The 21,035-nt window shown below is 69.3% G+C and carries 19 protein-coding genes; 11 read left to right on the plus strand and 8 right to left on the minus strand.

The features are described from left to right. Positions 1–90 precede the first annotated feature (90 nt). The 4 genes from YWM_RS24330 (at position 91) to YWM_RS26275 (ending at position 3,996) form a co-directional block, all read left to right on the plus strand. The gene (locus YWM_RS24330; protein ID WP_156914824.1) at positions 91–1,386 is read left to right on the plus strand and encodes a hypothetical protein; all 1,296 of its coding nucleotides are present in this window, start codon (positions 91–93) and stop codon (positions 1,384–1,386) included. Continuing rightward, positions 1,383–2,060 carry a helix-turn-helix transcriptional regulator gene (locus tag YWM_RS0117490; RefSeq protein ID WP_028851782.1) on the plus strand — a complete coding sequence of 226 codons (678 nt, stop codon included), beginning with the start codon at positions 1,383–1,385 and terminating at the stop codon, positions 2,058–2,060. The genes YWM_RS24330 and YWM_RS0117490 overlap by 4 nt, the downstream gene beginning before the upstream one ends. Before the next feature lie 5 nt (positions 2,061–2,065). Further along, positions 2,066–3,730, plus strand: a complete 1,665-nt coding sequence (locus YWM_RS0117495; RefSeq protein ID WP_245566082.1) for a right-handed parallel beta-helix repeat-containing protein — start codon at positions 2,066–2,068, stop codon at positions 3,728–3,730. Positions 3,731–3,858: 128 nt separating this feature from the next. After that, positions 3,859–3,996, plus strand: coding sequence for a hypothetical protein (locus tag YWM_RS26275; RefSeq protein WP_156914825.1), 138 nt, complete (start codon positions 3,859–3,861; stop codon positions 3,994–3,996). A gap of 18 nt (positions 3,997–4,014) precedes the next feature. Here YWM_RS26275 and YWM_RS25370 read toward each other — a convergent pair whose 3' ends face one another. From YWM_RS25370 to YWM_RS0117515, 3 genes are all read right to left on the minus strand, one after another. Then, entirely contained in the window at positions 4,015–6,306 is a 2,292-nt protein-coding gene (locus YWM_RS25370) for a protein kinase domain-containing protein (RefSeq protein WP_052345076.1), read from the minus strand. Positions 6,307–6,394: 88 nt separating this feature from the next. Beyond that, positions 6,395–7,054 carry a winged helix-turn-helix domain-containing protein gene (locus YWM_RS0117510; protein ID WP_028851784.1) on the minus strand — a complete coding sequence of 220 codons (660 nt, stop codon included), beginning with the start codon at positions 7,052–7,054 and terminating at the stop codon, positions 6,395–6,397. A gap of 22 nt (positions 7,055–7,076) precedes the next feature. Beyond that, positions 7,077–7,754 (minus strand): response regulator transcription factor, encoded by a 678-nt coding sequence (locus YWM_RS0117515; protein WP_211232520.1) that lies wholly within the window; start codon positions 7,752–7,754, stop codon positions 7,077–7,079. A gap of 158 nt (positions 7,755–7,912) precedes the next feature. Between YWM_RS0117515 and YWM_RS0117520 the strand changes: the two genes are divergently transcribed. From YWM_RS0117520 to YWM_RS24345, 7 genes are all read left to right on the plus strand, one after another. Further along, a complete protein-coding gene (locus YWM_RS0117520; protein WP_028847520.1) occupies positions 7,913–9,088 on the plus strand; it encodes a lipid-transfer protein in 1,176 nt (391 codons plus the stop codon). A 1-nt stretch (position 9,089) separates the two neighbouring features. Then, positions 9,090–9,545 carry a MaoC family dehydratase N-terminal domain-containing protein gene (locus YWM_RS0117525; protein WP_028847519.1) on the plus strand — a complete coding sequence of 152 codons (456 nt, stop codon included), beginning with the start codon at positions 9,090–9,092 and terminating at the stop codon, positions 9,543–9,545. After that, positions 9,542–9,943 (plus strand): MaoC/PaaZ C-terminal domain-containing protein, encoded by a 402-nt coding sequence (locus tag YWM_RS0117530; RefSeq protein WP_028851786.1) that lies wholly within the window; start codon positions 9,542–9,544, stop codon positions 9,941–9,943. The genes YWM_RS0117525 and YWM_RS0117530 overlap by 4 nt, the downstream gene beginning before the upstream one ends. Before the next feature lie 13 nt (positions 9,944–9,956). Next, a complete protein-coding gene (locus YWM_RS0117535; RefSeq protein ID WP_028847517.1) occupies positions 9,957–10,787 on the plus strand; it encodes an SDR family NAD(P)-dependent oxidoreductase in 831 nt (276 codons plus the stop codon). Positions 10,788–10,847: 60 nt separating this feature from the next. Next, a complete protein-coding gene (locus YWM_RS0117540; protein WP_028851787.1) occupies positions 10,848–12,380 on the plus strand; it encodes a class I adenylate-forming enzyme family protein in 1,533 nt (510 codons plus the stop codon). 33 nt (positions 12,381–12,413) lie between these two features. Then, positions 12,414–13,577 carry a TetR/AcrR family transcriptional regulator gene (locus tag YWM_RS0117545; RefSeq protein ID WP_028851788.1) on the plus strand — a complete coding sequence of 388 codons (1,164 nt, stop codon included), beginning with the start codon at positions 12,414–12,416 and terminating at the stop codon, positions 13,575–13,577. 148 nt (positions 13,578–13,725) lie between these two features. After that, positions 13,726–15,030 (plus strand): alpha/beta hydrolase, encoded by a 1,305-nt coding sequence (locus YWM_RS24345; RefSeq protein ID WP_084612492.1) that lies wholly within the window; start codon positions 13,726–13,728, stop codon positions 15,028–15,030. 151 nt (positions 15,031–15,181) lie between these two features. Here YWM_RS24345 and YWM_RS24350 read toward each other — a convergent pair whose 3' ends face one another. From YWM_RS24350 to YWM_RS24365, 5 genes are all read right to left on the minus strand, one after another. Then, positions 15,182–15,997: a DUF2797 domain-containing protein gene (locus tag YWM_RS24350; protein WP_051310128.1), complete on the minus strand. Its 816-nt coding sequence runs from the start codon at positions 15,995–15,997 to the stop codon at positions 15,182–15,184. A 595-nt stretch (positions 15,998–16,592) separates the two neighbouring features. Beyond that, positions 16,593–17,264, minus strand: a complete 672-nt coding sequence (locus tag YWM_RS0117560; RefSeq protein WP_028851789.1) for an ABC transporter substrate-binding protein — start codon at positions 17,262–17,264, stop codon at positions 16,593–16,595. Positions 17,265–17,713: 449 nt separating this feature from the next. Then, entirely contained in the window at positions 17,714–18,265 is a 552-nt protein-coding gene (locus tag YWM_RS25375; protein ID WP_051310127.1) for a MarR family winged helix-turn-helix transcriptional regulator, read from the minus strand. A 40-nt stretch (positions 18,266–18,305) separates the two neighbouring features. After that, positions 18,306–19,628, minus strand: coding sequence for a UbiD family decarboxylase (locus YWM_RS24360; RefSeq protein ID WP_084612493.1), 1,323 nt, complete (start codon positions 19,626–19,628; stop codon positions 18,306–18,308). A 9-nt stretch (positions 19,629–19,637) separates the two neighbouring features. Beyond that, a complete protein-coding gene (locus YWM_RS24365; protein WP_052345081.1) occupies positions 19,638–20,933 on the minus strand; it encodes an MFS transporter in 1,296 nt (431 codons plus the stop codon). Between the last annotated feature and the right edge of the window lie 102 nt (positions 20,934–21,035).

Consider the following 21,035-nt stretch of genomic DNA (forward strand, 5'->3'; position numbering starts at 1 on the left):
ACTCGCTGTGGTCGCGTGTCATCGAATCCTCATGAACCTCCCGCGACAGTGAATCTCGGCAACCGAGCACGGCGCGAGGAGGTGAAGCGGATGAACAGCGAGCCCGCGAAGACCGCGGTGGCCGAAGCGGCCGGACGAAGCACGGCCACCGGCGCCGCACCGCAAGCCCGACGTCCGCTCGCCACGGTTTCGGCGGCCGCCACAGCGACCGCGTCGGTTTCGGCCGCACGCCCGGCAGCCGAGTCACAAGCCACGTCGATGCCTGCGCTGCGCAGGCCGCCGGTCGTGGTCGCCGCCGCGCAAGCGATCCCGGCCGCCGACGCCCAGCCGCCCGCGGAGACCACCCAGCCTGAGCGCGTCACGCCCGTGCCACTGCTGCGCATGGTGATGGGGGAGATCGCGCTGATGATCGGGCTGCTGGCCATCGGCCGTGAGTGGTGGCAGGTCGCCATCATCTGCGCCGGTGCGGCGCTGCTGCTGGCCATGGCGGCCGTGCGGATTCGCGGGCAGTGGTTGTCCACGCTGGCCGGCCGGTGGACCGCGCTCGCGCTGCGCCGCCGCAGGCACGACCTCAGTTCGGACCACGACGGCAGCGAACTACTCGACCTGCTGGCGCCCGGAGCCCGCGTGACCACCGCCGAGCTCGCCGGTGCCCCGAGCACCGTCATCACCAAGCCGGAAGAACTGCTGACCGTGCTGCGGCCGGTGGATGCCGGTGTCCGCGACCTTGCCGATGCGGTGCTGAGCGACGCGCTGCGGCCCGAATCCGACCCGGAGAGCCCGGAGTCCGGCCTGCACCTGGTGCTGCATCGTGGCCCCTGCCGGGGCGGCTTCACTCAACCGCGAGTCTGGCTGGCCGTTCGCGTTCGCCGCGACGTCGACGTCCTGGTCGATGACGACCTGCGTGTCGGACTGTCGAACTTGCTGCGCAAGACGCAGAAGAAGCTCAGCAAGGCCGGGGTGTCGGTGGCGCCGCTGAACGCCAAGGACATCACCGCGACGTTCGCCGCTCTGGCCCACGTCGGTCCGGGCCGGGAAACGCTGCGCGAGCAGTGGAAGCACTTCTGTGCCGGACCGGTCGTGCAGGTCGGGGTCCGGGTCACCGGGCTGTCCGAACTCCCGGCGAGCCAGCGCATGACGGCCGTCGAACGTTTGCTGGCAACCGTGCCCGGGGTCGCGGCCACGGTTGCCGTCGTCCTCGGCAGCGACCCAGCCGACGACGTCGCCGTCCTGCGGCTGGCCGCGCCCGCCCCCACTGCGGTGGAGGCCGCCATCGACCACTTGACCACCGTCGCCCCGCACTTGCGACTTCAGCTGAAACGCCTGGACGGCCTGCATTTGCGGGCCATCGCGGCGTCCTTGCCTATCGGAGGAGTGTCGCTATGACGATCGAGATGCCCGTTCGCCCCGTCCGCCGTCCGGCCAGCCCGGCAACGCGCGCCGCGGTCGACGCCAATGTCGCGGCCGCCAAGCGGGAGGTCCTCGTCGGGTGCTCCGCGGTCGTCCCCGGTGCGCCGCTGGCCATCCCGCGCCCGTACGACTTCGAGAACCTGCGCCGTGGCGTCCGCTACCGCATGCTCTACCCGGATCGCGTCCGCACGATGCCCGCGCTCGCCCGGCAGCTCGGCAAGCTCGTCGCGGCCGGGGCCGAAGTCCGCACTTCGTCGTCGGTGCCGGTCGACGCCCTGGTGGTGGACTCCGCGCTGGTCGTCCTGCCACGCGAAGCGCGCGTCCAGGGGCCGTGTGAGCTGGCGCTGTTCCAGCTGCCCAGCGTCATCACCACCACGGTCGAGCTGTTCGACCGCGTGTGGGCGACCGCCGTGCCGTGGGGGTCGACCGGAATGCCGTCCGAACGCGGGCTGACCGAGCGCGAGAAAGAGCTGCTCACACTGCTGTCGGCGGGCTGCACCGACCTCACCGTTGCCGCTCGCCTGGGTGTGTCCGTCCGCACCGTGCGGCGCATGATGTCCGACGTCATGCACCGGCTGGGCGCCCGCAGCCGGTTCCAGGCGGGCGTCAAGGCGGCCGATCGCGGCTGGCTCCAGCCGGAGGCAGTGTGATGACCGTGACCACCCACCATGACGTGTCGCGGCCACGAACCGTGCTGGTCGACCCGCAGCGCAACGGCGCCTGCCCCACGATCGGGGCGGCGGTCAGCGAAGCTCCGGACGGCGCGATCGTGACCATCGCGGCAGGCACCTACGCGGAAACCCTCGAACTGATCAACCGGCGGCTCACCCTGCGCGCGGCGGCGGACGCCGACGTGACGATCGACGCCACCGGGGGCGATGTGCCCGCGATCAAGACCAGCGGCGGCAAGCTCGCCATCCACGGCGTGACGATCAAGGCAGGCGCCGCCGCCGCGGTGCAGGCCGACGACGCCGAGCTGACCATCAAAGACTGCACGGTCAACGCCGGTCCCGGCCCGGGGATCGTGGTCCGGGGTCCCGGGCCGTCCTCGATCGTCGACGTCACTATCGCCGGGGCCGAGCACGGACTGGTCGTCGAAGGTGGCTCGGGCACCATCGACAACGTCACGATCGACGACGTCAGCGGTGACGGCGTGATCATCGGACGCGGCGCCGACCCACGCCTGCAGTCCTGCGCGATCTCCGGCTGCGCCCAGCGCGGGATCTACATCTACCAGCACTCCCGGCCGCTGCTGGAGGGCTGCCGGGTCAGCCACACCGGCCAGTCGGGCATCGTCGTCGCCCACCGCAGCGCGCCGACCATCCGCGACTGCGCGGTGCGCGACACCCGGGGCGTCGGCATCGAGGTCGGCGCGGGCTGCGGCGGGTCGTTGGAGTCGTGCACCACGGAGAACACTTCCGACCCGGGCATCGACATCGATCCGGCCGCGACCACCGAGATCGTCACGGCCGCCGTCACGGGTGGCGCACGCGGCGGCGGAAGGCTTGACGAACTGTTGTCCGAGCTGGACGCGATGGTCGGCCTGAACGGGGTCAAGGCCGACGTGCACGCGCTGGTCGACGAGATCCAGGTCAACCGGTGGCGCGCGGGCGCGGGCCTGTCGGTCGGTGCGATCAGCCAGCACCTGGTCTTCGCGGGCGCTCCCGGTACCGGTAAGACGACGGTCGCCCGCACCTACGGCAAGCTGCTCAAGGAGCTGGGCATCCTTCCGCGTGGCGAGTTCCGCGAGGTGTCCCGCCGCGACCTGGTCGGCCAGTACATCGGTCACACCGCGGAGAAGACGGCCAGCGTGTTCGAGGAAGCGCTCGGCGGGGTGCTGTTCATCGACGAGGCGTACACGCTCTCCCGGCTGGCCGGCGCCGGTGGTGGCGACTTCGGCCAGGAGGCGATCGACACGCTGGTGAAGATGATGGAGGACCACCGCGACGAGATCGCCGTCATCGTGGCCGGCTACACGCACGAGATGACCGAGTTCATGGCGGCCAACCCCGGTCTGGCGTCCCGGTTCTCCAAGACCATCGAGTTCGAGAACTACTCGTCGGTCGAGCTGGTGGAGATCGTGCACCGGATGGCCACGGCGAACGACTACCAGCTGGACGACGCGGTCGACGAGGTCATCGAGGAGTTCTTCGACAACGCCCGCAGCGACCCGAACTTCGGCAACGCCCGCGACGCGCGCAAGCTTTTCGAGAACATGCGCAAGGCGCAGGCGCAACGATTGCGGCTGCTCGGCCGGGTTCCGGACATCGCCGATCTGCAGCGGTTGGTGGTGGACGACGCGCTGGCCGCGCTGAAGTAGCGCGGTCGGCCAGTGCCCTGCTGGTCACCTGCGCATCCCGATCGCTCTGACTTCGTCGGCGCCCCGATAGCTCAGCCGATGCCGAGCTGCTTGCTCGCCACTACGGCGGACCGGCGGCGAGCCTTTGGGTGTCCTCGACGACGTCGCCGCACGTCGGGATCACCGTCGGCGATGTGCTGCGGCTGGCGGACGTGGTGGTCGCCGGCTCGCTGCTCAGTGGCGCTGTCGCCACTGAGGCCGGTGTGCGTCCTTGTCGCCTCACGTGATTCGGGTGAAACGTGGAGTCAGCGGGAGCACGTGGCTCCGCGAATGCCGCGCGGCTTGCTCTCGTAGACACGGTCGCCATCGGTGCCCTGGACGGCGAAACAGTACGCCCGCTTCGGGTGCACGTTGACCCGGACACTGGTGTTCTCGCCGGCGATGACGACATTGGTCTCTTCGCCTTCGCCCGCGACCACAACCGCGTAGCGCAGCGGAGTCGTGCTGTGCCAGCGCATCTGGACGTACTTGCCGCGATCGATCGGCGCCTCCAACGTCAGCTTCACAGCTTGCGGACGCTCACTGCTCGAAGGTGGTGCGGACGGTGAGGCGGTTTCCGAGAGCGGCGGTGTCCGGCTGCTGTGCAGGGACGCGGCCCGGACGGTGTCCTCGGGTGACTCGGCGACCAGCGCGACCACCGCGACGATCGCCAACACGAGCACCGCGGCCACGGCGGAGAGCACCCCGGCCACGGGCGAAACCGGTCGGCGGGCTTCCGGCGTGCGGAACACGAGGACGGGTTGACCGGTCGGGGCAGGTGGGGCGAACTGCCGGCGATCGGCGGCCTGCACGGTCGAGCGCGAGACGACCACGGTTGCGTCGGAGATGTCAGAGCGCGGGATCGACTGCGTGCGATCAGGGTCGGCCTGCGGTGGCCCGGGCAGCTGCGCCGGGGGCTCAAGCTGGTCGGCGGACGACGCCTTCGGCGCGTCGGACGCTTCAGGCTGACGAGCCGACGGCGACTCGGGCTTGTCCGCGGACGGTGACTCGGTCTCGGTCTGGTGGGTGGTCGATGACTCGGTCTGGTGGGTGGCTGAGGCCCCGGAACTGCTCGCGGACGGCGCCTCCACCTCGGACGTCCCCGTGGGCTCGGCCACCCCGGCGGTCGGCTCGGGTCTCGCCACGGTCGGCTGAGGTTCGGCCTGTGGGGACGCCACCGGCCCTGAGTCGCCCTCGCCCGTTACCCGTGTGAGTGACACGGGTGCTGCGGAGGGCTGCGCCTCAGGCGTCGGTGCGGGCGCGGCCTGGGTGGCAGGCGTTGGCTCGGGCTTGGGCGCGGGAGCGCCTTGAGCGGTGCGCTGTGCCTCGGGCCTGGGCGCCGGAGCGGCTTGGATGGCGGGTCTTCCGCCGAGTGTCGCGGTGGACGCGTGTTGAGCGGCGGGTGTCGGTGTGGACCCCGGCTGAGCGGCGGGCGTGGGTGCGGGCGCGGCTGGTGCCGCCTCGGCCCGCTGGGCACCGCCCGGCGGTAGACCGGGCGCCGCGACAGCGGGTCGACCGTCGGCCTGCGGGTGAGCCGGCCCCGTCGGCGCCGGAGCTCGCGGAGGCACGGCGGCGGGCCCGACCACGGGCACCGGCTCCTCCCAGTCCATCGGCATCCACGCGGGCACACGCGGTTGCAGATCCTGCGCGAAGTCGTCGAACGCAGGCGCCTTCGCCCGCGGCTTCTTCACAGCAGTCGCGGTGGCCGTCCCCGGGGGCGCTCCCTGCTCCGGGCACAGCTCCCGCATCTGCCTAAGTTGAGCCGCGATGTCCGTCAGATCCGTCGGGCGGTCGCCGGGATTCTTCGCCAGCAGCTCCCCGAGCAGCCGCGGGAACGTCGACGGAAGGTCGTGCCGGTTCAGCGGCGGCGGAGGCGAGTCCAGCACTCGCAGCATGTGCGCCCCGGCGTGCTCGCCGAGCTGCAGCACGTATGGCGGCCGACCCGCCAGCGCCAGATACAAGATCGCGCCGATGCCGTAGATGTCGGTCAGTTCGCTGGTGGTGCCGTCTCGCACCGTTTCCGGCGCCCGGAAACCCACTTCCGCGGAGTTGTTCGGGAACGCGCTCCGCAGCGCCCGCCCGAAGTCCGACAGCACGGCTTCCCCGGAAGGCCGGAACAGCACATTGCCCGGTGTCACGCCGCCGTGCACCACACCGACGGCGTGCGCGGCTGCGAGCGCAGTCGCCAGCGACTCACCGAGCGCCAGCGCGTCCACCGCCGACAGCGGCCCGAACGACTCGATCAGATCCGGCAGCGACTGCGCGGCAAGCTCCATCCGCACCGCACATCGGCCCTCGTGCGTCATCACCCGGTCCGCGACCAGCACCGGTGCGGCCGCCCGCAACGGGATGAGCTTGCCGAACTCCGCTTCCAGTTCGGTGCGCACCGAGCGCTCGATCTTGTCCGGATACACCTTCAGCGCGAAGGCTTCCCCGGTGACGTGGTCGACGCCGGCCAGCACGCTCGCGACCGGTCCGTCCGCGAGCGGCACCAGTTCCCCGTCGGAAAGGCCGGAGTCAGCCACGCTCACCGTGTCGCGGCGCTTCCGGCGTGCCATCCACGTACCCCCTGCTAGTCGATCTCCGCCTCATCGTAGGAACGGCAGCGCGCGATGGGCCGCGACGGCAGCTTGCTGCAGCGGAAACTCAACGCAGGGCGTAACCGACCCCGCGGACGGTCAACACGACCTGCGGTTGACCGAGCTTGCGGCGCAGCTGAGCGACCACCACATCCAGCACGTTCGACGCCGGGGGCACCAGCTCGTCCCACGCCGCGGCGATCAGATCCTGGCGCCGGACCGGCGCGCCACCAGCGGCGATCAACTGGTGCAGCACCGCGAACTCCTTCGCGGTCAGCGTCAACTGGCGCTGGCCCCGCCACGCCTCGTGCTTGGCCACGTCCATCACCAGGTCGCCGTGTCGGAGCACCGAGTTCGTCACCACACCCGCGTCGGACCGCCGGCACACGCTGCGCACCCGGGCCAGCAGCTCGTCCATCGCGAACGGCTTCAGCAAGTAGTCGTCCGCGATCGCCAGCCCCGCGATGCGATCCGCCACGGCGTCCCGCGCGGTCAGGAACAGCACGGGCACCGGCCACCCGGCGCGCCGCCGTTGATGCACGTACGCCAGCGCGTCACCGCTCGGCAGCATGCGGTCGAAGACGACGCAGTCGTAGGCGTTCACCGCCAGCGCCTCGTCCGCCTGCGGCAGATCGATCGCCACGTCCACCGCGAACCCCGCGCCGCGCAGCGCTGCTTCGACGGCCGTCCGCAAGTCTTCGTCGTCCTCGGTGACCAGCACGCGCACATACCGAAGGTAGCCGAAAAGATCACTGCACGGCGCGGTTCGGATCGACCAGCCGGTAGCCCAGCCCCCGGACCGTGTGGATCAGGTTCGGTTCGCGCAACTTGCGGCGCAGTCGCAGCACCACGACGTCCACCACGTTCGACATCGGGTCGGCGTCCGCACCCCAGCAGTGTTCGATCAGTTCCGCGCGCGGCACCGCCTGATCCGGCCGCGCCATCAAGTACTCGAGGATGGCGAATTCCTTGCTGGTCAACGACAGCAGCACGCCGGCCCGCCGCACTTCCCGCCGCGCGCTGTCCAGTTCGAGGTCCGCATGGCGCAGCACGGACGGTCGCGCGGCGCCTGCTCGACGACACAGCGCCATCACCCGCGCGGTCATCTCCCCGACCGCGAACGGCTTCACCAGGTAGTCGTCCCCGCCGTGCTCGAATCCGGCGAGCCGGTCGGCGAGCTGATCGCGCGCGGTCAGGAACAACACCGGGACCGCCCAGCCCTGCTGCCGCCTGCGATGCACATAGGTGATCGCGTCGCCGTCCGGCAGCATCCGGTCGAAGACCGCGCAGTGATACTCGGCGGACTCCAGCGCCCGGTGAGCCTGCGCGATGTCGCCCGCCTCGTCCACCTCCAGCCCGGCCGCGCTGAGGTCGGTGGCGACGGCATGCCGCAGATCCTCGTCGTCCTCGATCACCAGAACTCGCATGGCGCCTTGCGTCCTCGTCGTGGGGTTCGCCTCGACAGTAGCCAGACAGTTGATCACCCCGCCAACGTGCGGGTCGTTCGGTCGGTCGGGGGAAGCCCGTTGCCAATCAAGTGAACTCACGCTAGATTAAGTGAATTGCTGCTAGATAGGGAGGCGACATGGCGCGAGCGGTAGTCGCTGGGGTGGGCATGGTGCCCTTCGCGACGCCCAGCCGAAGTGACACCTACGACGTCCTCGCGGAGGGCGCGATCAAGTCGGCATTGGCGGACGCAGGGGTCGATCTGGAGCACGTGCAGCAGGCGTACGCCGGCTATGTGTACGGCGACTCCACCAGCGGGCAGAACGCCCTGTACCGGGTCGGCATGACCGGGATCCCGATCATCAACGTGAACAACAACTGCTCGACCGGGTCGTCGGCGCTGTACCTGGCCAGGCAGGCGGTGGTGTCCGGGATGGCCGACTGCGTGCTGGCACTGGGATTCGAGCAGATGCAGCGGGGCGCCCTCTCCGCGCACTTCGACGACCGGCCGAGCCCGTTCGACCGGTTCGACAAGGTGCTCGACGCGCCCGCGGACGACGGCGTGCCGATGGCCCCGCGCTACTTCGGCGCCGCCGGAGCCACATACGCCGAGCGCTACGGCATGAGCGAGGACGTCTTCGCCCAGGTTTCGGTGAAGGCCCGCAAGCATGCGGCCAACAACCCGTACGCGGTGTTCCGCGACCCGGTCACGGTCGACGAGGTGCTGTCGTCACCCCGCATCTACGGTCCGCTGACCCGCCTGCAGTGCTGTCCGCCGACCTGCGGTGCGGCCGCGGCGATCGTGGTTTCCGAGGAGTTCGCCCGCAAGCGCGGCCTGCGTGCGGACGTGGTGATCGAGGCGCAGGCCATGACCACCGACCGGCCGTCGAGCTTCGAGGGTGACGCGATGAAGCTGGTCGGCTACGACATGGCCAAGGAAGCGGCGCGCCAGGTCTACGAGCAGTCCGGCATCGGGCCGGAGGACATCCGGGTGGTCGAGCTGCACGACTGCTTCACCACCAACGAGGTGATCAGCTACGAGGCACTCGGCCTGACCCCGGAAGGCACCGCGGAGAAGTTCATCGCCGACGGCGACAACACCTACGGCGGCCGCGTGGTCACCAACCCGTCCGGCGGACTGTTGTCCAAGGGTCACCCGCTGGGCGCGACCGGTCTTGCCCAGTGCGCGGAGCTGGTGTGGCAGCTGCGTGGTGAAGCCGGCCCGCGCCAGGTCGACGACGTCCAGGTGGCGCTGCAGCACAACATCGGCCTGGGCGGAGCGGCCATCGTCGCGCTCTACCGGAAGGTGGGCTGAGGTGCCGATCGACGCAGCTCAGGCCATGGCGCAGGAGATTCCGCCGCTGACCGTCGCGGTGGAGCGCGGGCGGCTGGCGTTCTTCGCGAAAGCTACCGGGCAGGACGACCCGATCTACTCGGACGTGGCCGCGGCCAAGGCGGCCGGCCATCCGGACCTCCCGGTTCCGCCGACGTTCTTCTTCAGCCTGGAACTGGAGCAGTCCGACCCGTTCGCGTGGATCACGTCGCTCGGCGTCGACCTGCGCACCATCCTGCACGGCGAGCAGAGCTTCACCTATCACGCGATGGCCTACGCGGGCGACGAACTGGTGCTGCAGCCGCGCATCGTCGACGTGACCAGCAAGAAGGGCGGCGCGCTCGAGTTGGTCACGAAGAAGACCACCATCACGCGCGGGGACGACCTGATCGCCGAGGCCCGGACGGTGCTGATCGCCCAGAACAAGGGGGTGTCATGACCGCGCTGACCAACGTGGAAGTCGGCACCGAACTGCCGCCGCTGGTACTGGAGCCGATCACCCGCACCACGCTGGCCCTGTTCGCCGGTGCGTCCGGTGACCACAACCCGATCCACATCGACCTCGACGTGGCGCGGTCGGCCGGGCTGGACGACGTGTTCGCCCACGGCATGTTGTCGATGGCCTATCTGGCCCGGCTGGTCACCAACTGGGTCCCGCAGGAGCGGATCCGCTCGCTCAAGACCCGCTTCGTCGCGATCACGCCGGTCAACGCGAAGCCGACCTGCACGGGCAAGGTCGTCGCGGTCGACGGCGACGAAGCGACGGTCGAACTCGCGGTCACTCTCCAGGACGGCACCACCACGCTCACCGGCGAAGCCGTCGTAGCGCTCGTTTGAGGAGGAGGAATACATGGGGAAGTTGGACGGCAAGGTCGCCATCGTCAGCGGATCCGGGCGCGGCATCGGTGCCGAGATCGCCCGCAAGCTGGCCGGTGACGGCGCCGCGGTCGTGGTCAACGACCTGGACGAGGGACCGGCCAAGGAGACCGTTGCCGCCATCACCGAAGCCGGTGGCAAGGCCGTCGCGTGTGTCGGCAGTGTCACCGAGGACGGCTTCGCCGAGCGGTTCGTCAACACCGCGGTCGAGGAGTTCGGCGGACTGGACATCGTCGTCAACAACGCCGGCTACACGTGGGACTCGGTCGTGCAGAAGATGACCGACGAGCAGTGGGACGCCATCCTGGACGTGCACCTCAAGGCGCCGTTCCGGATCCTGCGGGCCGCGCAACCGGTGATCTCCGCGGCGGTGAAGCAGGCGAAGGCCGACGGGGAGCCGGTGCCCTGCCGCAAGGTCGTCAACATCTCGTCGATCGCCGGATTGGGTGGCAACCCCGGGCAGGCCAACTACGCCGCCGCGAAGGCGGGCGTGACCGGCCTGACCAAGACCCTGTCCAAGGAGTGGGGCCGCTACAACGTCACGGTCAACACGGTGGCGTTCGGCCTGATCAGGACCAGATTGACCGAAGCTCCCGCGGACGCCGACGCCAAGATCGACATCGAGGGCAAGGAGATCAAGGTCGGCGTCAACCCGGACTTGCTGGCCATGATGGAGCGCTCGGTGCCGCTCGGCCGCGCGGGCACGCCCGCGGAGGCCGCCGGTGCGGTCTATCTGCTGTGCATCCCGGAGTCGGACTACGTCAGCGGCCAGACGCTGATTTGCGGAGGAGGTTTTTCGATCTGATGCTGGGGGCCGGCCGGTTGCGCCCGGCCGGCCCGCTCTCTACGCGCGAGGAGGCCGGCAATGCCCACAATCGCAGGATCGTTACGGATGACGGCGCGTCGCGTCCCGACCGCCGAAGCGCTCGTTTTCGGGGAGCGGCGCTACACCTATGCGGAGCTGGATGCCGCAGTCGACAGAGTCGCCGGGGTCCTTGCCGGTCTCGGCTTGAGCAAGGGGGACCGGTTCGCGTTGATGGCCGGGAACTCCGACCGGTTCGTGCTGGCCTTCTACGCGGCTGCGCGGCTCGGCGCGATCATCGTGCCGGTCAACCCGGCATCGGCTGCTCCCGAGCTGCACTACCTGCTGGAGGACTCCGGCGCCCGGATCTTGGCTTTTGACCCGGCGACCGAGAAGGCCGTCCGCGCCGCGGTGGACGACGGCCTCCCGGCGACCACACAGCATGTGCTGTCGCTGGGCGGGGTGGACGGCTTCCCCGACCTGATCGCGCAGTCGGCCGATGTCGATGCGGAGCCGCTGCCGGAGGTCGTCACCGAGCAGGACGATTCGCTGATCCTCTACACCTCCGGCACCACGGGTAGACCGAAAGGCGCGCTGTTCGACCACCACCGCACCATGTGGGTGGCGTTCAACTGCGTCGCGACCTGCGGGATGAAGGTGGGTGACCGGTTCCTGCACGTCGCGCCGCTGTATCACGCGGCTGAACTGTGCATCATGCTGATCCCCGGCACGATGCTCGGCGTCAAGCACGTGGTGCTGCCGGCGTTCGACCCGGACAAGGTGCTGCAGACCATGGAGTCCGAGCGGATCACCATGTTCTTCGGCGTGCCGACCATGTTCCAGTTCCTGCTGCGCATGCCGGGCGCCGACAAGCGGGACCTGTCGGCGTGGCGCACCGGCCTGTTCGGTGCGGCCCCCATGCCCGCCAGCGCGGTCGACAAGCTGCTGGCCATGTGGCCGGAGGTCAACTTCATCCAGCTGTGCGGACAGACCGAGGCAGGTCCCGGCGGCATCTACGCCGACGTCGACCAGGTGAAGCAGCGGCCGGACGCCAGCGGCGCGCAAGCCATCCCGAACACCGAGTACCGCATCGTGGATGCCGACGGCAACGACGTCGGGCCGGGCGGGGTCGGCGAGCTGCTGCTGCGCGGCGAGACGATCATGAAGGGCTACTGGAACAAGCCCGAGGAAACCGCCGAGACGCTGCGCGACGGCTGGCTGCACACCGGCGACGTGGCCAAGATCGACGCCGACGGCTACGTCACGCTGGTCGACCGGCTCAAGGACGTGATCATCACCGGTGGGCGGAACGTCTACTCGGTCGAGGTGGAGCGGGTGCTCGCCGGCCATCCGGACATCGCCGACGTCGCCGTTGTGGCGCGTCCGCACGAGGTCTACGGCGAAAGCATCGTCGCGGTGATCAGCCCGCGCGAAGGCGCGCGGGTGACGCTGGAGGACGTGAAGAAGTTCTGCGACGGGAAGATCTCGGCGTACAAGGTGCCGCACGATGTGGTGCTCGGTGACATCCCGCGCAACGCGTCCGGCAAGATTCTCAAGCACCGGCTGCGCGACAAGGTAGGCGCGCAGAGCGGGTGATGGCGCTGCGATGTCGTTGCTGAGGTGAGGTTGATGAGCACCGAGTGGGCGCGCCCGGTTGCGCCGCCGCCACGGGGGACGCGTCCGCGTAATCGGCGCCAGCTCATCATCACCGCGGCGGCTGATCTGTTCGTCACGAAGGGCTACGCCCAGGTGTCGATGGCCGACGTCGCCGAAGCGGTGGCCGTCGGCCCATCGGCGCTGTACCGGCACTTCCGCAGCAAGGACGACTTGCTGTTCGAGGTCGTCCGGGCCGCCTTGCACGCCATCGCGGAGACGGTGCGTGAGCTGCGCGGTCCGGCCGACCTCGCCGCCGCCGCCCTGACGCACCGTCGGCTCGGTGTGCTGTGGCAGCGGGAGTCGCGCAGGTTGCCGTCCGAGCGGCGCGAAGTGTTGCGGGCCGAACTGGTGGAGATCTCCCGTTCGGTGTGCAAGTTCGTCGCCTCACGTCGGCCGGACCTGCCGGAGGACGACGTGGAAGTGATCGCCTGGGCGATCCTGGCCGCGGTCACCAGCCTGTCGTTCCAACGCATCGAGCTCGAGACGGACGAGTACCGCGAACTGCTGACCGCGATCGTCGAGGACGTCATCCGCGTGCGGCTGGACGAGCCGTTGCCCGCGCTGGCTCCGCCACCGATGGGCACTCCCGACGACCGGCGTGCGGAACTGATCGATGCGGCCGGGAAGCTGTTCGCCGAGCGCGGGTATCACACCGTCGGTGTCGACGACGTCGGCGCGGCGGTGGGGATCGCCGGTCCCAGCATCTACCACCACTTCGCCACCAAGCTCGACCTGATGATGGCGGTGATGCACAACGGGACCGAGACGCTCCTCGCCGCCACCGATGGCGCGGTGACCGACGCCGCCGACGATCGAGCCCGGCTGGAAGGCCTGGCGCGTTCGTACGCGGGATTCTGCTTCGCGCACAGCGAGATCGTGGACGTGCTCGTCACCGAAACAGCAGGCCTGCCTCAGGAAAGCCGGGACGAGATGCTGCGGGCCCAGCGCGCCTACCGGGACCGCTGGCTTCAGCCGCTGGCCAGGCTGTATCCGGACCGGCCGAAAGCCCACTCCCGGGTGCGGTTGCAGGCCGCGCTCAATCTGATCAACGACATCGCGCGGACACCGCACCTGCGTGCCCGGAGCCGCACGGCCGACCTCGTCGCCACCATCGGCCTGGCCGTCGTCGCCGGCTGAGCCGCACCAGCTCACCAACGCACCACTTTCGGGTGACATCCCTGCCGGACTAAGTGAAATCTCACTAGATTAAGTAAATCTTCATTAGGTTGACGGATCGAGCCGTCGCCTCCGCCCTGCTTCGTGATCGACTGCGAGGAACCCGACGATGTGTTCTTTCCGCCTTGTCCCCGGCCGTCGCACCCGTGCCTTCCTGGTTTCCGGGGTACTGGCCGCCGCCAGCGTCTTCTTCGGAGCCGATGCGCTCGCTGACTCCGCCGAGTCCCCGGCCACCACTTGTCGCAACGTGGCCGTTCCGGTGCGTGCCGGGACGCAGACGGGCCCGCTGTCCGGAACCTTGTGCGTGCCCCCGCGAGCCACCACCGTCCAGCTGCTCGTGCCGGGATGGACGTACAACCGCAACTACTGGCAGACGCCGTATCGGCCAGGAGCCGACAGTTACCAGCAGGCCGCGAACCGGGCGGGCTACGCGACCCTGGCCATCGACCGGCTCGGTACGGGTGCCTCGCTGCGGCCGCTGAGCGTCTTCGACACGATGCAGAACGACCTCGCGTCGCTGGATTCGGTGGTGCGGGCGCTGCGTGCGGGCGAGCTCGGCCCGCGCTTTTCCCGGGTGATCGGTGTCGGGCACAGCTACGGGTCGATCCTGGTCGACACCACTGCCCGCGAGTACGGCGGCTTCGACGCCTTGATCACCACGGGCTTCAGTCACGTGCTCAACTACGGCAATGCCGTCGCCGAGATCATCGGGCATGCGTATCTGGCGTCCGGGGACGAGAAGTTCGCCGGACTCGGTCTGGATCCGCTCTACGTGACCAGCCAGCCCGGCACGCGGGACATCTTCTACCACGCGCCGAACGTGCATCCGTCGGTGAAGAAGATCGACGAGAAGGACATGAAGGACACCGACTCGGTGATCAACGCGGCCACGCTGCTCAACTACAGCGTCCCCAATCGTGACCCGAGGCTGAACGTCCCGGTGCTGAACGTGACCGGTGACCACGATCAGTTCTTCTGCGGTGTGCTCAGCGCCGACTGTGTCAGCAGCGCCGCACTGCGTGAGTACGAACGGCAGTGGTATGCGCCGGGGACCGAGGTGGAAGCGTTCCTGGTGCCCGACACCGGACACAACGCCACGCTCGAGCTGACCGCGCCGCAGTCGTTCCGGCGCATGCTGGACTTCGCCGACCGGCACGTCGGCCGGGGCTCGGGCGTGACCGGCTCACCGGCGGGCACGCTGCCCGAGCAGCCCGCACCGCACCGCGGGAAGCCGGACGTGGCCGCGCGGTTGGCCAACGAAGCGCTGCTGCGCGCGGTGAAACCGGTCGTCGACACCTACCCGCAACTGGTGGCAGGCGTGCCTGGCCTGGGCACGACGCGGAATCCCTCGCCGGAGCTCGCCACGCTGCTCGCGCGGCTGTCCAACGCGCTGGGTTCGGTGACCTCGCGCTAGCCGCGGGTCGCTCAGAACTGGGCGCTAGCCGCGGGCCGCACAGACCAGGGCGCTGGCCGCGGGCCGCAAAGAACTGGGCGCTGGCCGCGGGCCGCACAGACCAGGGCGCTGGCCGCGGGCCGCACAGACCAGGGCGCTGGCCGCGGGCCGTTCAGAACAGCGCCTGCTGGGCGGAGGCGCGCAAGCTGGCCCGTTCCACACCGGACTCGGTGCCCGCGTCGACCGGCTCGATCGGCCACCCGGCGAGCAGCCGCGCGTCGATGACCACCGGCCCGTTCGCGTTGTCCAGCACGAGGTTGCTGCCGACCACCGAGCACAGCCTGCCCGCCGCGACCGCCCCTGGCTGCAGCGCCTCTGCCCGGTCGAGGCCGAGCGGGAGGTCGGCCAGTCCGTACAGGTGGGTGTGGTCGACCACCAGGCACGGCGCCAGGTCCACCCCCTCCGGCCAGTCCGGGATGGCCTGCGCCCGCTGGTGGGCGGCGCTCAGCTCGTTGTGCCGCCGCTCGGGCGTGGAATACGCCCACCACGCGCTGACCTTCTTGTCGTGGCGGTACCGCTCGACCGCGATCCCCGCCTCGGCGATCGCCCGCTCCATCCGCCGGATCGGGCCGTGCTCGCCACTGGCGAGCCACGTCGAGGCCAGCGCGCCCTGTTCGTGCAGCCTGCTCAGCCCGCGGTGCACCGCGCAGATCCCGACCTTCACCAAGCCGGGCCCGAACCAGGCGAGATACAGGTGGTAGCGGCGGTTGTCCAGCACGGTGTCCCGGGCGACGGCTTTGCCCGGGTCCGCCGCTGCGCACGGCCGGCACTGCGGACTGGTGGCTTCCGGATCGATCCGGTGACCGAACGGGCACGGCCGCCGTCCGTCGCGATGCCACGTGCCGATGCATCGGCGCTCGTCGCCCAGCTGGACGGCGAACGGAGTGCCGAGGTCGAGCGGAAGGTCTTCACCACCGGTGACGATCAACCGTGGTTTGCCCAGGCGCCAGCCAATGCCAACGCATCGCCGCGCGGCATCCACTGCATCTGCTGTCGAACCGTCCGAGCCCGCGGGGGCAATCCCGCTCTCCAAGCACTGCAACCGCACCGTCACGACCTCCCTGGTACCTCCACAGATACCCGGTCGGCCCGACAGTCCTGACACCAGGTCGCCACGTGCGGACGTCGATCACTTCGAGCAGCGTCGCAGGTAGGGGTGATCGCCACAGGTCGGGGGTGGAATCGCGGGCGCTGGGCGAGCGTGGGAAAGCCACCCGATCGGGTTAGTTCGGGGTGAGACGGGTCGGTCGACATGCCGCGGCCCGCCGCCGGTTGCGGGCTCGGTGATCGAGCGGACCGGTGCTGCCGGGGCGGGTTGTGAGCGGCCGGTGCTGCCGGGGACGGGTTGTCAGCGGCCGGCGCTGCCGGGGCGGGGAGTGAGCGAGATGCACGCACCCCGGGGCGAGGCCGCCGATTTGGGTCGGCCGCCCGCTGCTGCCGTGCCCAGGGTTGGAGTTCCCGCGCGCCGGTTTGCCAACGCCGCGGAAACGTCCCGCCGCCGGACGCCACCCCAGCCGGCGCACCTATTCCGCGCTGTTGTCCCCGCCGCCCAGCACGAGGTCCTTCATCTGCTTCTTGGTGGAGAAACCCCGCACCTCGGTCATCGCCTTCTTCCAGACCTCGAGGTCTTCCGGTGTGAGCTTCGTGGTGAACTCCGGCACCTTGACGAATTTCTCGAACTTCTTGTCCACCCCGGTCTTGGCCATCAACAGCGTGACCGCGTCCTGGGGATGCTCCTTCATCCAGGCCGACGCATCGTCCAGCGCGGCCTTGAACCGGCCGATGACCTCCCGGTTGTTCTCCGCCCATTCGCGGTGTGAGCCCCAGAACGACATCTGCACCCGGTCCCCGAGTGCCGTCACCGGCTCGGCGATCTTCACCCCTTGCGACGCCATCAGCCCGCCGTACGGGATCACGCCCTCGACGGCGTCCACCTGGCCGGTTTCCAGCAGGTCCGGCATGTTCGGTACCCCGGCGGCGACGACCTTCACGGAGTCGACGTCCACGCCTTCGGATGCCAGCCAGTACATCGTGGCGGTGTTGACGTTGCCGTTGATGCTCGGTGCGGCGATCCGTTTGCCGACCAGGTCCTTGGCCGACGTGATCCCCGGAGCCCTTCCGCGCCACCACCAGCACGCCGTCGTCGCCCCGCTGGTTGACGTAGCCCGCGGACACGGCGACGACGTCGATCCCACCGTCGGCCGCGGTGATCATGTCCGAGGGAGTCATCTGCGCGATGTCGTACTGCTTGCCCAGCAGTGACGGCACCTGCGCGGCCACGGTGGTGGAGATCTCCTTCGTCTCCACCGTCACCTTGTGCTTGTCGAAGTAGCCCTGCTCCTGGGCGACCCACACCCCCCAGCGCCGGGATCGACTTGGTCATCGCGACCCGTACCGGGCCGCCGTCGGACGACGGGGTGTCCGAACCGCCGAAGCACGCCGAGATCAGCGCTCCGACGGCCAGTAGGGAGATCGAAGTGCGGATCCTCCGCCGCCTGACTGTGCTCATCACGGGCACTCCTCTACCGAAAGGGCAGCATCGCCGGCGGGCAGTGTCTTACTTGAGTGAATTGAAAATGTATATTACTCAAGTAATGTATGCAAGTCGCACGTGTTGCCCTGCGGTCAAGGAGTTCGATTCCCCTCAGCGGGTGGAGTTGATGCGCTCCGCCTCCGAGCGAATGGCGTTGCCGATCGGTGATTCCTTCGCCACGCCGACGTAGAAGGCGAAGATCGACAAGGCCGCCAGCCGTTGCCGCTCGCTGATCTGCCGCTGGAAGTAGGCCACCTCGTGGTGCACCTCGTCGTCGATCTGCCGCAGCAGCTCGACTCCCTCGTCGGTCGCGAAGACGTGTGTGACGCGCCGGTCCTTGGTCGACGACTCCCGTCGAACGAGACCTTTCTGCTCCAGCTGGCCGACCAGGCGCGAGGCGAACGCGGCCGGGACGTCCAGGCGCTCGGCGAGCTTGCTGACCGTGAGTTGTTCGTTCTCGCCGACGCCGTAGATCTGCAACAGTGCCTGATGCAGCAGGGCGTCCAGGTCGTGCTTCTTCGCGCGCTCGTTGGCGATTCGGGTGACTCGACGCATCACGTAGCGGGCCTCGGCGATGTTGTACGCGTAGGCCTGGAAGTCACTGGCGCGTTGCTCTTCGCGGATGTCCACCCAGCGTTCGTACGCGAGTCTTGCCTCGTCCATCGGACACCTCCCGGCTCATTCTCTGCGTACGGTACTCGGGTTAGTTATTGCCAGTGATGTCACCCCAACGGTGAGTGATGTCCTCCATGACGTGCGCGGGCACGCCGACTCGCTGCCTGGCCTCGGCCGGCGCGTCGACCGGCAGTGTCGCGTCGATCCCGACCTTGGTGATGGTGCGATCGACCGACATCGGATCGACCGGGTTCGACTTCATCCCGGGCAGCACGACCAGGTCCTCGTGGCCGCGGGTCCGGGTGGCGACGGCCCACTCGACGTCGGTCGGGTTGTCCAGGTCGATGTCGTCGTCCACGACCACCACGTGCTTGATCAGGTCCTGATTGGCGAACGCCGTGACGATGGTCAGACGACCCTCGCCGGGGAACCGCTTCGCGATCGACACCACGGCATGGAAGCGGCACGTCCCGCCCTCGGTGAGCAGTACGCGACGCACGCCGGGAACCACCGAGCGGATGGCGTTGAACAGGCCTGCTTCGCGGGCGATCGCTCCGGTGGCCAAGTGCTCCGGGTGCCGGCCGCCGACGATCATCTGGAAGATCGGCCGCTCGCGGGTGGACACGGCGGTCAACCGGATCACCGGATTCTTGCGCTGCGGAGCGTACGTGCCGGGGAACTCGCCGAACGGACCCTCGGTCTCCTCCTCTGCGGGATCGATCACGCCTTCCAGCACGATCTCCGCGCCGGTGGGTACCTCGACGTCGACCGTGCGCGCGCGGGCGAGGGGGACGGGCTGTTGGAAGATCCCGCCTGCCACGTGGGTCTCGTCGAGCGGGGTCAGCAGCTGCGAAGCGACCAGTAGCCCGGGGTGCAGACCGATGGCCACGGCGACGTCCATCTTCGTGCCGCGAGCCCGGTGCGTCTGAAGGAAACCGCGCGAGTGGGTCGGCGCCAGGTAGACGCCGATCTGTCCTGGCCCCTGCACCTGCATGCGGCAGATCGCCATGTTGCGCCTACCGGTCTCCGGATCCTTGCAGATCAGCACGCCTGCGGAGATGTAGCGGCCGGCGTCCCGCTCGCTGATCACGGGAATCGGCAGGATGTCGGTCAGGTCGACGTCGCCGGGGTGCTGCACGTCGAGCCACGGTGCTTCGTCGACGACGGTCGGCTCGATCGGGTTGTTCAGCGCGTGTACGACCCGCGGTTGTACCTCGTCGGGGCCGATGTCCAGGGCGATGGCGAGCTTGTCGCGGGTGTTCAGCAGATTGCCGACGACGGGGGTGTCATAGCCGTCCACGTTCTCGAACAGCACCGTCGGACCGTGCTGGAGCTTCCAGAGCACGGCAGCCAGCTCGTACTGCCAGAAACCGTGTCTCGGCCACGTGTTTCTCCGTCCGCGATAGCGCACTAAAGTAAGTTAGTAGAGTACTGGATTTTCCTGGCGACGGCTACCACGGCCGGCCAGCACGCTGGAGACCAGCGCGCACACCACGAAGAAGCCGACGGAGATCATGCCGTTGCGGAACGCCAGCGAGTGCTGTGTCCGGCCATCGGTGGCGGCCCCGGCGGCCAGCGTCAGGTGGTAGATGCTCATGGCGATGGCGACCCCGGCGGTGGCACCCATGCGCTGCATCAGCTGGACCAGCGCGCCGGCGACTCCGCTCTGCGGTGCGGGCACGTGTCGCAGCACGAGCGTGAGGTTCGGTGCGATCACCAAACCGCTGAACACGCCCATGACCAGCAGCGGGATGACCAACCCGGGGATCCCGTAGCGGTCGGGCAGCGCGGTCGCCGCGGCGACGAGCCCGGTGCAGACCAGCACCCCGGTGAGTCCGATGGTCACCACGCGGGTTCCGTGGGTATGCACGAGCCGGCCGCTGCGCAGGGAGCTGAGCGCGCTGCCCAGTGTGAACGCCATGACGGTCAGACCGGCGGCCACCGGTGTGCGGTGCAGGCCCTGCTGGAGGTACAGCAGCAACATCAACAACGCGGCCTGGAACGCGCCGAAGTACGCGCCGCCGACGAAGATCCCGTGACGGAACGGCGGCGACCGCAACAGGGTCATGTTCAGCACCACCGGCAGTCCGCGTGCGGTGGCGCGCAGTTCCCACCGGACGAACGCGGCCCCGGCAGCTGCCGCCAGCGCGAGCCACAACCAGTGCCAGCCGCCTGGGCCGAACGTGGAGGTGAGGACGAACGGCAGCATCAGCCCGAGCGTGGCCAGGCCCAGCAACGCCAACCCGACCAGATCGAAGCCTCCCCGCGCTGTGGGTCGACGGCGTGCCGGGAGCAGCGCCGTGGCGGGGATTGCCAGGGCGTACGGCGGCACATTGATCCAGAAGATCCAGCGCCAAGCAGACTCCGGCGGCCCGAGTGTCATCAGTGCCCCGGTGGCCAGCGGGAGGATCGCGTTGGTGATGCCGATCCCCGCCGCGTAGATGCCCAGCGCATGACCGCGAGCCCGGCCGCGATACAGCAGCTGGATGAAGCTCATGGTCTGGGCGATGACCACCCCGGCGGCCGCACCCATCACCAGCCGCCCGATGTCCAGCACCAGCGGTGACCAGGCGAGAGCGCACAGCACGCTGCCTGCGGTCGACGCGGCGATACCGATGACGAACATCGCCTTGTGCGACCAGAGGTCACCCAGCCGTCCGGCCACGGCCAGGGACAACGCGAACGCCAGCAAGTAGCCGCTGAGCACGATCTGCACGTCGACCTGGTCGGCGCAGGTACTGCTCGATGCCCGGAACGGCCAGCCCGATCTTGGCGAAATCGGCCGTGATCAGAGTGGCGCTGGATGCCACCACCACGA

The organism is Thermocrispum municipale DSM 44069, assembly GCF_000427825.1.
Classification (GTDB): Bacteria; Actinomycetota; Actinomycetes; order Mycobacteriales; family Pseudonocardiaceae; genus Thermocrispum; species Thermocrispum municipale.